10 protein-coding genes are annotated in these 14,533 nt (G+C 55.1%); 6 read left to right on the top strand and 4 right to left on the bottom strand.

Going from position 1 to position 14,533, the window contains the following annotated elements; all coding sequences use genetic code 11:
* Positions 1-224 precede the first annotated feature (224 nt).
* On the bottom strand, positions 225-1,712 hold the full coding sequence (locus PCH01S_RS18155; protein WP_042231483.1) for a peptide MFS transporter: 1,488 nt from the start codon (positions 1,710-1,712) through the stop codon (positions 225-227).
* Between the two features lie 427 nt (positions 1,713-2,139).
* Between PCH01S_RS18155 and PCH01S_RS18150 the strand changes: the two genes are divergently transcribed.
* Complete coding sequence (locus tag PCH01S_RS18150) at positions 2,140-2,775, top strand: hypothetical protein (protein ID WP_042231480.1); 636 nt, start codon at positions 2,140-2,142, stop codon at positions 2,773-2,775.
* A 291-nt stretch (positions 2,776-3,066) separates the two neighbouring features.
* Here the strand turns inward: PCH01S_RS18150 and PCH01S_RS18145 are convergent, their stop codons facing one another.
* The 3 genes from PCH01S_RS18145 to PCH01S_RS18135 all read right to left on the bottom strand — a co-directional run bounded on the left by PCH01S_RS18145 (position 3,067) and on the right by PCH01S_RS18135 (position 6,262).
* A complete protein-coding gene (locus tag PCH01S_RS18145) occupies positions 3,067-3,825 on the bottom strand; it encodes a hypothetical protein (RefSeq protein WP_042231478.1) in 759 nt (252 codons plus the stop codon).
* Positions 3,826-4,095: 270 nt separating this feature from the next.
* The gene (locus PCH01S_RS18140; RefSeq protein WP_042231475.1) at positions 4,096-5,595 is read right to left on the bottom strand and encodes a sensor histidine kinase; all 1,500 of its coding nucleotides are present in this window, start codon (positions 5,593-5,595) and stop codon (positions 4,096-4,098) included.
* Positions 5,585-6,262: a response regulator transcription factor gene (locus PCH01S_RS18135; protein ID WP_042231472.1), complete on the bottom strand. Its 678-nt coding sequence runs from the start codon at positions 6,260-6,262 to the stop codon at positions 5,585-5,587. The genes PCH01S_RS18140 and PCH01S_RS18135 overlap by 11 nt, the downstream gene beginning before the upstream one ends.
* Before the next feature lie 506 nt (positions 6,263-6,768).
* Between PCH01S_RS18135 and PCH01S_RS18130 the strand changes: the two genes are divergently transcribed.
* From PCH01S_RS18130 to PCH01S_RS18110, 5 genes are all read left to right on the top strand, one after another.
* The gene (locus tag PCH01S_RS18130) at positions 6,769-8,679 is read left to right on the top strand and encodes a family 20 glycosylhydrolase (RefSeq protein ID WP_042231470.1); all 1,911 of its coding nucleotides are present in this window, start codon (positions 6,769-6,771) and stop codon (positions 8,677-8,679) included.
* Between the two features lie 311 nt (positions 8,680-8,990).
* The gene (locus tag PCH01S_RS18125) at positions 8,991-10,121 is read left to right on the top strand and encodes a hypothetical protein (RefSeq protein ID WP_042231468.1); all 1,131 of its coding nucleotides are present in this window, start codon (positions 8,991-8,993) and stop codon (positions 10,119-10,121) included.
* A 22-nt stretch (positions 10,122-10,143) separates the two neighbouring features.
* On the top strand, positions 10,144-11,706 hold the full coding sequence (gene wsfD, locus PCH01S_RS18120; RefSeq protein WP_042231462.1) for a glycan biosynthesis hexose transferase WsfD: 1,563 nt from the start codon (positions 10,144-10,146) through the stop codon (positions 11,704-11,706).
* A complete protein-coding gene (locus PCH01S_RS18115) occupies positions 11,684-13,234 on the top strand; it encodes a hypothetical protein (protein ID WP_042231460.1) in 1,551 nt (516 codons plus the stop codon). Before wsfD ends, PCH01S_RS18115 begins: the two co-directional genes overlap by 23 nt.
* Positions 13,235-13,244: 10 nt before the next feature.
* On the top strand, positions 13,245-14,498 hold the full coding sequence (locus PCH01S_RS18110) for a glycosyltransferase family 2 protein (protein WP_042231458.1): 1,254 nt from the start codon (positions 13,245-13,247) through the stop codon (positions 14,496-14,498).
* Positions 14,499-14,533 lie beyond the last annotated feature (35 nt).

Below are 14,533 nucleotides of genomic sequence, written 5' to 3'. Positions count from 1 at the left end.
GCTTTCAAGAAGTCGTCGTATTTTAGTGTTTCTAGAAATAGCGTAATTCACTAGGAATTTATTGTCAATAGTTCTAAAGTTAGGGTGAATGGCAGGAGTGGCTCTTGAAAAGAGGGGCGGTCATGCGTCATGAGGATGTGCCGTAACATCTTCAATATCGCTGCCTATAAACTCCGGAAACATAAAAAAACCTCCGGTTCGAACCGGAGGTTTCCTGTAAAATCTTATTTTATCCCCTTCATGTAGCTTTGAATTTTCGGAGACAACACGTAGAGCAGCAGGCTGAGCACAATCGCGGCTCCGCCGATGACGCCGAAATAAAGCATCTCCGTCTCGGGCGTATAGAACTTGACGATCTGCGCGTTGATCGCTTGGGCCGCCGCGTTGGACAGGAACCACAGGCTCATCGTCTGGGCCGTAAAGGCCGCAGGCGCAAGCTTCGTCGTAGCGGACAGGCCGACCGGCGACAAGCATAGCTCGCCGACTACGACGATGAAGTAGCTGAGCACCAGCCACAGCGGGTTCACCAGAGCGCCACCGCCGAAGTAGGCCGGCAGCAGGATGACGAGGAAGGACAAGCCGGCGAACAGCAGGCCGAGCGAGAACTTCTTCGGAATCGTCGGCTGGCGGTTGCCGAGCCGCATCCACAGCCACGCGAAGATAGGCGCAAAAATGATAATGAACAGCGGGTTGAGCGACTGGAACCAGGCCGGCGAAATGTTCAGGCCCATGAAGTCCAGTTGGGTCCGTTTATCCGCGTAGTTGGCCAGAATCGTGGAGCCCTGCTCCTGAATGGCCCAGAACATGATCGCCGCGATAAACAGCGGGATATAAGCCACGAGCCGCGAGCGTTCTACGGCGGTGGTTTTGGGGCTTCTGTACATAACGATGAAGTAAATCGTCGGAATAAGAAGACCGAGCACCCCGATCAGCTTGATAAACGTTGAGAAGGTCAGAAGACCCGCCGGGATGGCGATGGCAACCAGGATGGCCGCCACGACGATTCCTATCCCCATAATCGTGAAGACTTTCTTCTTCTCGGCCGGGGACATGGGATTGGCCACAACGGTTCCGGCCAGCCCGAGGTTCTTTTTCTTAGTCGAAACGAACAAGACCAGCCCGAGGAACATCCCGATAGCCGCCAGACCGAAGCCGAGGTGGAAGTTCTTCATTCCCACCGTTCCCACGATAAGCGGAGAGAGGAAGCCGCCCAGATTAATCCCCATATAGAAAATACTGAAGCCGGAATCGCGGCGGGTATCCTGCTCGCTGTAGATTTCACCTACGACACTGGATACGTTAGGCTTGAGCAGCCCGGTGCCGAGCACGATCAGCACCATCGAGACGAAGAAGAGAGCGACGTTCCCCGGCACGGCCAGCACGAGATGCCCGAACATGATCAGAATCCCGCCGTAGAACACGGCCCGTGAAGTTCCGAGCAGCCGGTCGGCGAGCCAACCTCCGATGATCCCCGACATATACACGAGGGAACCGTAAATGGACACAATGGCCAGTGCGGTTCCTTCCGGGAAGCCGAGACCGCCGCGGGTCACTTCGTAATACATGTAGAAAACAAGGATGGCTTTCATTCCGTAATAGGAAAACCGCTCCCAAAACTCGGTAAAAAATAAGGTGAACAGTCCCTTGGGATGTCCGAAAAACCCCTTCTGGGGTACACTTTCCACGATCTTCTGCTTGTCGATAGCCGGCATATACCAATCTCCCCTGTTTAAACGATTCTCTTTTTGGGCGGAGCCAAGTAAGTTTTTCCCACAAGATATAATACCCAGGTGTCATAAGTTACAATCTCGGAGGGCAAAGAATGCTTATAATGACGTGAGTGGTGTAAGAGGGCACTCTACTAGATTACTAAAAAAATGCTATTCAAGTCAAAAATGTAAAATTTGGAAGTCGAAATCAGGCCGATAAAAGTAAAAATCTTGCACGTGTAGGGCTTTACAATTCCGTATGACGGAAAAGATAACGCTTTCATTAAGTTTTGATAAAATGGAGGAGGTATGACCATGTACCGTCTGACCAAAGCGCCTTATCTTTCCGTGATCCTTTGTTTTTCCCTTGTATTCGACGCTGCTCGGCGCAGGCGCGCGTCCGGTCCGGGCGGAGGACCCTTGTGACGGCGTGCGTTTGAGGCTGCTGCATTTGATTCTGGGGGACGATCAATATTCCCTTCCCGTTTCGGACCCCGTGCTCCGCAGCAAACTCGCCAAAATGGACAGCGCCGTTTCTTCGTGTGCGGCGGCTTCGGCCCCTTGTTCCAGCGGTAAAGGAGTTTGGGATATCCTGAACCGCGGTGCGGACCGGACTTATTTGTGGGTCGACCTCCCTTTTACCAGCACGGACAGTTATACAAAATCGGGCGATATCACCAATTCGTACAACCGCCTGCTTTCCATGATTACGGTTTACTACACGCAGGGTTCTTCCTTCTACGGAAATACGGCTCTGAAAAATGACGTGCTGAGCGCCCTCGACTGGCTTTATACGCAGAAGTACAACACGACCGTGGCTCCTTACGGCAACTGGTACCACTGGCAGATCGGCGTGCCCCAGGCGCTGACCAAGATCGGCATCCTGATGCGGGACGATTTAACCGCTACCCAGCTAACGAATTATATGAGCGCGGTGAACCGATTTATTCCTGACTCGGCGGCAAGAACGGTGAGCGGTAGTCCGCTTATGACCGGAGCCAATATGCTCGACCAGGCCATTTCGGTTGCTTACCGGGGAATTCTGGTGAAGGATCCGCGAAAATAACGAACGCGAGGGACGCGCTCGGCAGCACCGGCCCCCGGGCACAACCGTCGACACGCATTCCCGTACGAACAGCAGCAATACCGTTCAAGTCTCTCTTTTGAATAAAAGAAGAGCTGCCCCGTGGTCATCGGACCTATCGGGGCAGCTTTTTATTTTAGGGGCCTGCCGTTTCTTCTAGCCATTTGTCAGGTTGACCTAGACCTATACGATCGGGCAGAACCTATCGGACAGAGCACACAAGAATGTTGAAACGATTGCGGCGTGCCCTTACGGTCCCGACGACTGCGCCGGTTACTTGGAATCGAGCTTAATTGCTTGGACAGCCCCTCTAGCCACTGTACCGCCGTCCACTGACGAGATGATCGTGCTGAAGAGGGAAGCCTTCCCGGCGGCCGCAAACAAACCGTTCTTTTTCACAAATTCGATCGTTTCTTCGACAGATTGTCCGTTTGCCTTGGCGATGGTGCCCAGGGTTCCGTCCTCTTTCAATCGGGCGATCAGTTCGTCGACGGTCAAGCCTTGCGCCTTGGCGAATTCCTCGAAGCTCAAGCTTGGAGGGAGCGCGATATCCTCTACGGTCTCGGCTGTTTGGCCTTTGTCGTTTGTCACGTTTTTTTCTAAAAGCACGGCTTTGATGGTGTTCCCTGCAGTGCCGTCCGTTTTTCCGTCTCCCTGCTCCGCAGGGGAAAAAGTACTGATGGCTAGAGCGTTATGGCTTGCCGCGAATAGTCCGTTTTTCTTTAAAAACTCAGCGGCCTCTTCAACGGTTTGTCCCTTTGCTTCGGCCAAGTGGTCAAGCGTGCCGTCCTTTTTCAATTTTTCGATGAGCTGTTCGGCGGTCAGGCCTTGCTTTTTGGCAAATTCCTCGAAGCTGACGCCCTGAGGTAATTTAACCTCATTGAAGACAGCTGTGCTGCCCTTTACTGCGGAGATCGCAGTGGCCGCTTTTGTGAATGCAGGGGCAGAAGCCTCAGGTTGCGCCGCATAAGCGGAGCCCGCCATTGCAAAAACCGCCAAAGCCATCGTTCCCATTGCCAACTTCTTTTTCATAGTGATTCCTCCCTAGTTTGGATCGCATCGCGATCGGATTAACCGGCTCTCTATCTGTGAATGTCGACTGTCGGGGCCGGCTACAGGTAAGACTATACAGGCCCATTGTGTTGGGAATATGGCAGCGGAGAAAGATTGCGGTAACGAACAGAACGCCCGGAAATGGGCCGGAGTCTCAGAGCTTCAAAAGTTCCCAAACTTCCAAGGCAAAAAGCCGTTCCGGCTTAGGAAGCGGAACGGCTTAGGTCGGGACGGGTATGAGAAGGAGGGTCAGACGGCAGGCAGGGTGAGCTTGAAAACCGTTCCTTTGGGCGATGTCTCCTGAAGGGCCAGCTCCCCGCCGTTGGCCTGGGCGAGCAGTCTGCTGAGGGGGAGGCCCAGACCGAGCCCCTGCTTCTTCTTCCTCCGGCTGTCTCCCCGGTAATATCTCTCGAAAATATGCGGCACTTCGGATTCCCTGATTCCGCTGCCGTTGTCTTTCACATCTACGTGAATCATGGAACCGAGGGGATAGGCGTGCACGGTGATCGAGGTTGAACCCGCCGCCGTACTGTTCATAATCAAATTCATGAGCATTTGTTTAAGCTGCCCTTGATCCCCAAGCAGCCGGATTGTCTCCGCAGGGAGGACCGTCTCGACGCGAACATTGGCGCAGGCGGGCAGGGAGCTTAACTGCTGCACAAGATGAGTCACGAGCAGGGAGAGATCCACCGTTGTCTTCTCGGAGTGGACAGCTCCCGCTTCCAGAGACGAGAACTCCAGCATATCGTCGATCATTTTCTGCATCCGCTTAGTTTCTTCGAGAGAAATCTCCAGAAATTCGTTCGCTTCGCCTCCGGTGACCACCTTACCGTGGACGGCCTGGACCATTCCGCGGATGGAAGTGAGCGGGGTGCGCAGCTCGTGTGACACTCCGGCGAGGAGGTCGGTCCGCATCTGCTCCAGCTGCCGGAGCCGGGAGGTCATTTCGTTAAAGGAAGTAAATAGCTGCATAAGCTCCCTTTCTTTCATGGGGGCGACCGGCAGGACAGGAGCATAGTGCCCGTCGGCTACTTGAAGAGCGGCATTGGCTAGCTGCCGGAGCGGCCTCGTGAGCTTGCGGAGCAGCAGGTAAATAGCGGTCCAGCCGCCCAGCGCAAGACCCAGCGTAATCAGAACGGCGATCACGTAAGTCTGCCGGGTCTGTTCCGCATTGTCGGGTGTGGGCGTGCTCAGATACAGAGCACCTATTACACTGCCGCGATCCATTAGCGGCACGCCTACCCGCAGCCAGGTCCGGTCGTTCAGGGAGAAGCTTTCGCGGTCGGTCTGCCCTTTCAGCACCGCAGCGTATCCGCCGGGGCGTTCCGCGTTGTCGTACTGGGCACCGCTGCTGCTGAACGTATCGAGGTTACCCTGCCTGTTAACGATCTGCATCATTTCATCGCCCAGAGGCCGTGCAACCTCAATCGGGCTGATGACATTAAAGGAAGTGGTGGAGGGGGAGACTTTGACGGCCGGGTTCGCGCGCACTTCGGTGCGAATGCTTCCCTGAGTCTGGGCAGGGCCGCTTAATGGATAAAGCGTCATCACCCGGGCGTAGGAATCGGCGAGCTGCTCCGCTCTGGCCTGGAGCACCTCGTAACTTTGCCGGTTCGCGTTGCTTGTGATCCAGACGCCCGCAATAAGACTGACGATGAGCAGGGTGATAAACAGAATCAGCGCATAGCGCCAGGTCCAGAAACGCAGCATGGGCATCGTTTGCGGTTGTGTTTGCGGTTTAGTGAACATGCAGCGAGTACCCCAATCCCCGTATGGTAAGAATTTCCCCTTCGGAAGAAGGCCAGTCCTGGAGGCACTGACGAAGCCGCTTGATCGTCGTGTCCACGACGCGGTCGCCTCCTTCGTAGTCCATGCCCCACACCCGGTCGAGCAGCTGCTCGCGGCTGAAGCATTGGTTGGGATGCTTGATCAGAAAGGCGAGCAGGCTCCAGTCGCGCGGATACAGCGGGAGCAGCTTGTCATGCAAATAAACCGTGCACGCCGTAAAATCGACGACCAAGCTGCCAAGCCGGACAGTCCGGCTGTCAGCCATATAGGCGGAGCGTCGGAGCACCGCCTGCACCCGGGCGATCACCTCGTCGGGATCGAACGGCTTGGGGATGTAATCGTCCGCTCCCTGCTGGAGCCCTTGAAGCCGGTCCGGTACGGAACCGCGGGCCGTCAGGATAATGACCGGACAGCTTCCGTGCTGCCGGATCTGTTTCAGGACGTCCAGTCCGTCGAGGTCGGGCAGCATCAAGTCCAGGAGAACCAGGTCCGGCTTCCAGGTCAGGAACAAGTCCAGCATGCCGCCGTCTCCGGGATTCCATTTTACGCTATAGGGTTCACGCTCCAGATAAGCCTGCAAAATGCGGGCAATCGGCGCTTCATCTTCGATAATCAGCACTTTTTTCATAGTCGGTCCGCTTCCTTTCTATCACCGTTAGTATATCAGCGGGAGAAGGCGGACGCCCTGGTAATAACTATACGGCGCTTCCTGCTCTCTAAACCCCCAGTTTAAAGATCTATTGTGTCAGAAAAATGGCAAATGCGGCCCACTACATTCCGGCACTCCCGAGCCGGGATGTTTTTGTGCCGTCTTGAAAACATTTTCTTTTAACCTAATCAATTATTTGAATACGGTTGGAGGAGGACAATCCGGCGGCTTGTAGAACGTAGTATCTGGGTAAAAAAACGGTTACACGCAACCGCTCTGTGGAAATGACGTCCGGGGGACGGTCTCCGCTGAGGGAAGTTAGCCGTTAGTCTGGAACCACGCTTTTACCGGAGTTCATGAAGCTGCTGACTCGATGAAACGGTGTAAAGAGCTTTCAGTCATCGTAAGATTCGGTCTTTATGCCCATACAAAAAGAGAGACCGGCCAAGCCGGGAACAGGAAAACAATTGGGGAGGAAACCGCTAATGAAATTGCGTTTCGAAGGAGATTTGACAGGGCTGCAGCCGGGTCTGCAGGTATTGCTGCAGGAGCTTTCCGTCACGGAAGCGGAAGACGGATTGAAAGTTGCCGTCGGACCGTCATCCGGCGATCTGGAAGTGGGTCTGGAGCAGGGAGCGGCTTATATCCGCTACGGGCAGAAGCATCAGTTTTACCGCGCGCTCGGCCTTCTTGTTCAGCACGGAAGCGGCGGAGAGTCGTTCAGCATCCGGGAGAAACAGCATCTGGACGTTGTCGGACCTATGTTCGACTTGTCCCGCAACGGAGTACTGACGCTCGAAAGCTTTAAATTCATGATCCGCAAAATGGCGCTGATGGGCATGAATACGGTCATGCTGTATCTCGAGGACACTTACGAGATCGAAGGGGAGCCGTATTTCGGGTATATGCGCGGGCGCTATACACAAGCGGAACTGAAAGAGATCGACGATTATGCGGATCAGTTCGGAATCGAAGCGTTTCCGAGCATCCAGACGCTTGCCCACCTGGAAGAGTTCCTGAAGTGGGAGCCCGTTAAGGACTACAAAGACACGAAGGGCGCCCTTCTGGTCAGCTACGACAAAACGGACGAGCTAGTCGAGAAGATGATCGATGCGGCCAGCGCACCGTTCCGCAGCCGCAAAATCCACATCGGCATGGACGAGGCGGAAGAGCTGGGCCGCGGCAAATATTTGGACAAGAACGGGTTTACGAGCCGTTTTGACATTATGATCACGCACCTGGATAAGGTGCTGGACATGACGCGCCGTCGCGGGCTGAAAGCGATGATGTGGAGCGATATGTTCCTTAAGCTGGCTTCCGGCACGGGCAGCGAGCATTACAACAAAGACACGCAAATTCCGGCTGAGATGGCCGCCCGTATTCCCAAAGACGTGGATCTGGTGTATTGGGATTATGTGCATACCGAAGAAACGGACTACGAAAACCAGATTGCCCAGCACGCTCCGCTCGGCTGCAATCTCGTATACGCCGGCGGCGTCTGGGTGTTCAATACGTTCGGCGTGAACTACGGCCTGTCGCTGAAAGCGACCGACGCCGCGCTGCGCGTGAACAAGAAGCACGGCATCCGCGAAGCCTACGCGACCATGTGGGGCGACGACGGGATGGAGAGCAACCCGTACATTGCGCTGCTCGGCCTGCAGTTTTACGCGGAGCACGCGTATACGGAGGGCTCCCCGGACTGGGACGTGCTCGCCGAGCGTGTGAAGTTCTGCACCGGCCTTGAGGCGGACGCCTATCTCCAGATGAAGTACCTGGACGAAACGCCGGGTTCGGAGCCGGACAACCGCAAACAGAGCAACCCGTCGAAGTTCCTGCTGTACCAGGACGTGCTGCTTGGCTTGTTCGACAAGCAGATCGAGGGGCTGGAGATGTCCGCCCACTACGCGAAGGTGGAGCAGGACATCTCCAGCAGGCGCGACCCGGGCGCGTCGCTCGACTACATCTTCGACGTGCCGGAGAAGCTGGCCGGCGTGCTGAAGCGCAAGAGCGAGATCGGCATCGAGCTTAAGCGCGCTTATGATGCGGGTGATAAGGATACGCTGACTCGTATCGCGAAAGACGTGCTTCCGGAGATTGCGGAAGCGGTGCGCGCCCTGCGGGCGGCACACAGAACCCAGTGGCTGAGCATGTTCAAGCCGTTCGGATGGGAAGTCATCGACATCCGTTACGGCGGGGTTCTGAGCCGTCTGGATACTGCATCCGTGCGGCTTTTGGACTACGCGGAAGGCCGGATCGGCCGGATCGAGGAACTGGAGCAGGAGCGCCTGCTGTACAGCACGTCGAACCGGTTCACGAACAAAGGCGTCGGCTGGTGCAGCTTCTACTACCGGATGGCGTCGCCAAACGTCTTTTTCCACGTCAATAATCCGTTCTAAGCCGGAATCCGGAATCGCCAATATGCAAGGAAGTAACGGAAGACCCTCCTCGTCAGGAGAGGGGTCTTCTTTTTTTGCGGGAAACCCGCAGAGGAATTCCTTATCTCTTAAGAGCCGCTCAAGCCGGGAGACCGCGTTTGCGGCTTTTCTTAATGTCGCCTTATGTCAAATTTAATGGAACGGGCATTGCTTTGATTTGCGACTTTGTGGCAGTATTAAGGAGGTAGAATATTTTGGCAGGTAAAGCGGATTTTAAGCTTAAACATAGATAACGGTGATTTAATGAGATTCGGAATAAAGGAAGTGACGGCTTGAAGAAAGGAACCGCAATCGCGCTCGGTGTCGTATTGTGCCTGGTTTTGTTCCTGATCGTCAACCGGAAAACAGAAGACGCTCCTCCGATGCCGGCCCCTTCCGGGGAACCGGCCGGGCAGAATGGAAAAATCATCAACGTGCAGAACGAACGGCAGGCGTTGTATGCTTTTGTAAAGACCCGCATGACGGGTCCATTCGGCGTGTTTACGAATTTCAAGGAAACGGACGAAGCCAAGGAAGCGGCCACGGGCCACGAAGTGCTCAGCGAATCCGCTTCGCTTCAAATGAGGGAAGACGCACGATCCAAGCGGAAAGAGGAATTCGCGCGGCATTGGGCGCTTGCCCAACAGACATTTGACCTGAAGCGGGGCTTCAGCTACCGGTACAGTCCCAAACAGCAGAAGAAATACCCGCTCAACGCGGCTGTGGACGATCTGCGGGTGATCCGGGCTCTGGCCGAGGCGGCCAAGGCTTTCGACGAACCGGCTTACGCTAAGGAAGCGGAGAAATACGGCAAGCGGTTCTACGAAACGAACGTGAAGGACGGCAGGCTTTACGACTTTTACGATGAAACGTACGGGATTACGAACAAGTTCGTGACGCTCTGCTATATCGACCTGCGGACGCTCGGCATGCTGCCTGCCCCGGATGCTTCCAGGCAAGCGCTGCTGGATAATATGAAAAGCCTTATCGCAAAAGGATATTTGTCGGACGCGTTCCCTTTCTACGAGACACGGTTCGATTACGAGAAGAACGCCTACACCTCAGAGGGGATCAACATGGTGGAATCCCTGCTCACGGTGCTGCATTTGGCTGAAGCGGGCGAACCGGCTCCGGCCAGCATCCGTTACATCAAGGACCATGTAAAAGCGGGGACCCTGTACGGCCGCTATACGAAAGAAGGGACGCCCGCCACTCAGGTGCAGTCTACGGCGATCTACGCGATTACGGCGATGATCGGCTCGGAGATCGGCGATGCGTCGCTCTATCAGGACAGCATTCAGAGAATGAACGCCTATCAGGTGAAAGACGAAGGCAGCCCGCTTAACGGGGGCTTCGGCGATGTCGCATCCGGCCAGGCGTATTCCTTCGATAATCTCATGGCCCTGCTGGCTTATACTTACTAACTAACTAAGGAAGGTGATCCGGATGACGACGGAAAAATCCATCAAAGAGCGGCTCCGTCTAGGTTTTTTGCTGGCGGGACGTTATGTTTCTCCGGCTCTGCTGGCCGCTTTGGGTGTTCTGCTGATCACCGGCTTTGCCTTGTTTGTTCCTCCGTATATCGGAGTAGCCGATAACGGGGACTTTTTCCGCAGCATCTACAGCGAGGGGCTTTATTTCAATCTGCCGGATTACGACAGCCAGCGCTTCGGCTATTTCGTCAAGCAATACGGCATTTACCAGTACTTTAACGAAAACGGTACGACCATAGTGTCATCCCAGTCGCTCTTCATTAAAGCGGCGCTCCTGCTCAACCAGCTTCTGTTCAGCTCCGTCGTATTCGACATCCGCTTTCAAGCGCTGCTCTTTACGCTGCTCTTGACGGCTGCCGTGTATTTGCTGGTGGAAGCTTTGACCTGGAAAATAGCGAGGAAACACGGCTATCTTATTGCGCTCCTGGCTATTTTTATGTTCGGTGATACGGGGTACACCGCCTACTTCAGTTCCTTCTTCGGGGAAAGCATCGTATACGTCATGATGCTGTTCGTCTTCGCGTCCTGGCTGCTTATGTACCGCAAAAGATACAACGATTACGCGCTGCTGGCACTGTTCGTAATAAGCACGCTGATCCTGACGACGTCCAAGCAGCAGAACGCCCCGGTCGGCATGATCGTCGCCTGTATGGCCGTGGTACTCCTGTGGGTCCGCAAAGAGAAGCTTTTCCGGCTGATTACGGCGGGGTCGCTGGTGCTGCTGTTCGTATCGGGGGTGGCGACTTACGCCATGATTTCCAAGGAATTCGTGAACATCAACCAGTATCACGCCATGACGCGGGGAGTTCTGATGCAGACCGCGAATCCCGAGAATACGCTGAAATCGTTCGAGATCGACAAGCAGTATGCGATCCTGAAAGGCAGTATCTTTTACGAGCCTTACGCTACCGTGGACGTGAATTCACCCATGCTTGAAAAAGATTTTTACAGCCGCTATGGGTTCGTTTCCATTCTGGCCTACTATGTCACTCATCCGGATAAGCTGCATTCCATCCTGAATGTGGCGGCCAAGGACGCTTTTACGATCCGGCCTACGGCGATGGGGAACTATGAAGCCTCCGCCGGAAAACCGTTCGGGACGCACGCGGATTTCTTCTCCGGTTACAGTGTGATGAAGAAAGGCTTGTCGCCCAAAACGTACGGATTCATCGTGATCTGGATCGTAGTCATCGTGGGCCTGTACATGCCTTCGTTTGTCGCCGCTTTCCGGGCCCGCGACCCTCGGCTTGCCCAACGTCTCCTTCTGATCGTCACGATGATTTTTATCGGTTTGGCGGGCATTCTGGTCTCGATCATCGGGGCGGGGGACGCGGATCTCGCGAAGCACGAATTTCTGTTCACGGTCGCATTCGATCTCGTCACGTTCATGGCGATTGCGGACGGATTAAGCCGCCGCCTGATGCGTAATCACGAGTACGCGGCAGATGAAGCGGATAAGATCCGCACCGGAACCGGGAAAGGTGGGAACGCGCTTGCGCAGCATTCAAGCCTATAAAATCAGCCTGCCGCGTCTGTTCCTGCTCGTTCTGCTGCTGATTCCTTTGCCTCACGCGTCCGCTGCCGGGTCCCAGCCCGTCAAGGTGCTGCTGCTTTACGACAGCCTGGCCAAAGGGACGCCGCGCGAAGGCAATGTGACCGTGCTTCAGCAGCTCCTGGCCTCTTATCGCACCCAGGTGACCGTATCGAGTATCGACCGGTACAAGCAGGGAACGATGCAGGCTTACACCAACGTCGTTACCGTCGTCAACGACGGGGATATCCGCATAAGCAACCGGGCGTATCTGGACGATTTGTCCGCTTATCCGGGAGCTTACCTGCATGTGGGGTATCAACTGCCGGCCCAAACGCGCGACAAGCTTTCCGCCGCAACGGAGACCGTCAGCCGCGATACCGCCGAGATTGCCGCGGACAAGCGGACGCAGGCGGATATCCCCGTCCGTGATATCGAAGTGCTGACGCAGACGGGCGGAAGCACGTACGGCACGATTACGCTCAGCGGAAGCGGGCGCAAGGCGCCCTTTAGCGCCGAGGCGGGCGGAACGGCGTATGTCCCTTATTTTCAGAAAGGGAACTTGAGCGAGCTTGCCATGGCTACGGTGTTGAAAAAGTGGCTAGGTATAGAGGAGAACGGCCAAGCCTATGTGGTCCTCAAAGAAATCTACCCCTTCTCCGATCTGAATCTGCTGGAGGAGACGGCGGACAGGCTGTACGGGGCGGGTATTCCTTTTGTGATCAGTATCCGGCCCGTATTCGGCAATACCGACTTCCCGGCTATGAAGCGGTATGAGGAAGCGCTGAAATACGTGCAGACCCGCAACGGAAGCATTCTGGTCAACGCTCCGGTCGTCCTGGACGGAGTGAGCCGGGAAGGCGGCACCCTGCGGGAGAAGATGAACTGGTTTATCGCCGTTCTGGCGAAGAACGGGGTGGCTCCGCTCGGCGTCGGCACGGAGATGTACTGGGCGTACGACAAGGAGTACGCGAAATCGGGTCTCGGCTTCTTCGATTCCGCGGTTCTTTTCCCGGACGTAAAGACGCTGTACATCGATCCGTCCGATACGTCGAAGCCTTTCGCGTCCGCTCCGTACAGTATGCCGATGAGCTTTCTCCGGCAGTTCGGCGCCGCGGACCGGTCGGTTCCTGTTTTCCCGATGGATACCGCCGTCGTTTATGACTTTTTCGGGAGCAAAGAAGAGATGGAGGAGGCTGTCGGAACGCTGGGGTCCTCCGGGATTCCGTTCGCGGATTATAAATACGGAAGTCATGAGGTGAAGGCGGGGGATACTCTCGTCGCTTCGTCCCGCGGTACCGTTACGATCAACGGCAGTCCGGTCAATACGGAATACACGCCCCAAAAAATCAGTGCCGATTATGAATACGAGAAGAAACAGCAGCAGAGCCTGGCAGGGGCATTCAGCGTTCAGAACCGCATTTTTATCATCATTATTGTGGTGTCCCTGGTTGTCTTCGGAGGTTTGATCGTGGTCGGATATCGTCTGTACCGCAAAAAATATTTGAAATAAGGAGCTCTCCATGACTATCTCAGACTACCTGATGTTGATAGCGGTCTTGTGCATCTGGTCTCTTCTTCTTGTCAATGTTCTGCTCATTATCGCGGGCTACTTCTATTACGTGCAAACCGAGAGAGAGCCTATGCCGGACATTCCGGCGGGCGAAGAGCCTTTCGTCACGATCATGGTCCCGGCTCATAACGAAGGCAAGGTGATCAGCCAGACGGTGGAAGCGCTGCTGGCGTTCGATTACCCGCACGACCGGTATGAAGTTATCGTGATCAACGATAATTCCTCGGACAACAGCGCGGAGCTGCTGGCGGGCATCCAGGCGAGGAATCCCCGGCGCAATCTCATCATTATCAATACCGATTCCGTAACGGGAGGCAAGGGGAAGTCCAATGCGCTCAACCTGGGATTCGCGCAGAGCAAGGGCGAGCTGATCGCCATCTACGACGCCGACAACACGCCGGAAAGAAAAGCGCTGCGGTATCTGGTGGCGGAAATCACGAACGACGCTTCCCTCGGTGCCGTCATCGGCAAGTTCCGCACCCGCAACCGGGATGTGAATCTGCTTACGCGCTTCATTAACATCGAAACGCTGTCGTTCCAGTGGATGGCACAAGCCGGCAGGTGGAAGCTGTTCAAGCTGTGCACCATACCCGGCACCAACTTCATTATGCGGCGGCATATCGTGGAGAGCATCGGGGGCTGGGATGTGAAGGCGATCGCCGAGGATACCGAGATCAGCTTCCGGATCTACATGATGGGCTACCGGATCAAGTTTCAGCCGAAGGCCGTCACGTGGGAACAGGAGCCGCAGACCGTCAAGGTGTGGTTCAAACAGCGGACCCGCTGGGCCAAGGGCAACATTTACGTGATCGTGAAGAACTGCAAGCTGCTCTTTCGCCCCGAAGCGAAGAGGATCCGGTTCGATATTATCTATCTGCTGTCGATCTATTTCCTCCTGGTGACGGCGCTCGTGACCTCCGATGTTCTGCTTGTGCTCAATGCGCTGGGTTATGTACATACGACCATCGCAAGCTTCAGTACGTTTCTATGGCTGCTTGCGGTCACGCTCTTTGTAGTAGGCACTTATGTCACGTTAACCACCGAAAAAGGTGAGATGAACCTCTCCAATGTCTGGATCATCATGCTCATGTACGTATCCTATTGCCAGATGTGGATGGCGGTCGCCGCTTACGGCCTTTATAACTATTTCAAGGATCAACTTTTCGGCCGGGAAGTAAAATGGTACAAAACCGAACGCTATTAAGGCGCTTAGGAAGGTTTCAACGAAAAATCGAGTAC

Source organism: Paenibacillus chitinolyticus NBRC 15660 (genome assembly GCF_000739915.1).
GTDB lineage: Bacteria > Bacillota > Bacilli > Paenibacillales > NBRC-103111 > Paenibacillus_F > Paenibacillus_F chitinolyticus.
The sequence above is the reverse complement of the archived record's forward strand: the minus strand, read 5'-3'. Positions and strand labels throughout refer to the sequence as shown.

Coding starts and splice junctions, on each gene's coding strand:
- PCH01S_RS18155 (WP_042231483.1), bottom strand. CDS start 1,712: ATGCCGGCTATCGACAAGCAGAAGATCGTGGAAAGTGTACCCCAGAAG.
- PCH01S_RS18145 (WP_042231478.1), bottom strand. CDS start 3,825: ATGAAAAAGAAGTTGGCAATGGGAACGATGGCTTTGGCGGTTTTTGCA.
- PCH01S_RS18140 (WP_042231475.1), bottom strand. CDS start 5,595: ATGTTCACTAAACCGCAAACACAACCGCAAACGATGCCCATGCTGCGT.
- PCH01S_RS18135 (WP_042231472.1), bottom strand. CDS start 6,262: ATGAAAAAAGTGCTGATTATCGAAGATGAAGCGCCGATTGCCCGCATT.
- PCH01S_RS18130 (WP_042231470.1), top strand. CDS start 6,769: ATGAAATTGCGTTTCGAAGGAGATTTGACAGGGCTGCAGCCGGGTCTG.
- wsfD (WP_042231462.1), top strand. CDS start 10,144: ATGACGACGGAAAAATCCATCAAAGAGCGGCTCCGTCTAGGTTTTTTG.
- PCH01S_RS18110 (WP_042231458.1), top strand. CDS start 13,245: ATGACTATCTCAGACTACCTGATGTTGATAGCGGTCTTGTGCATCTGG.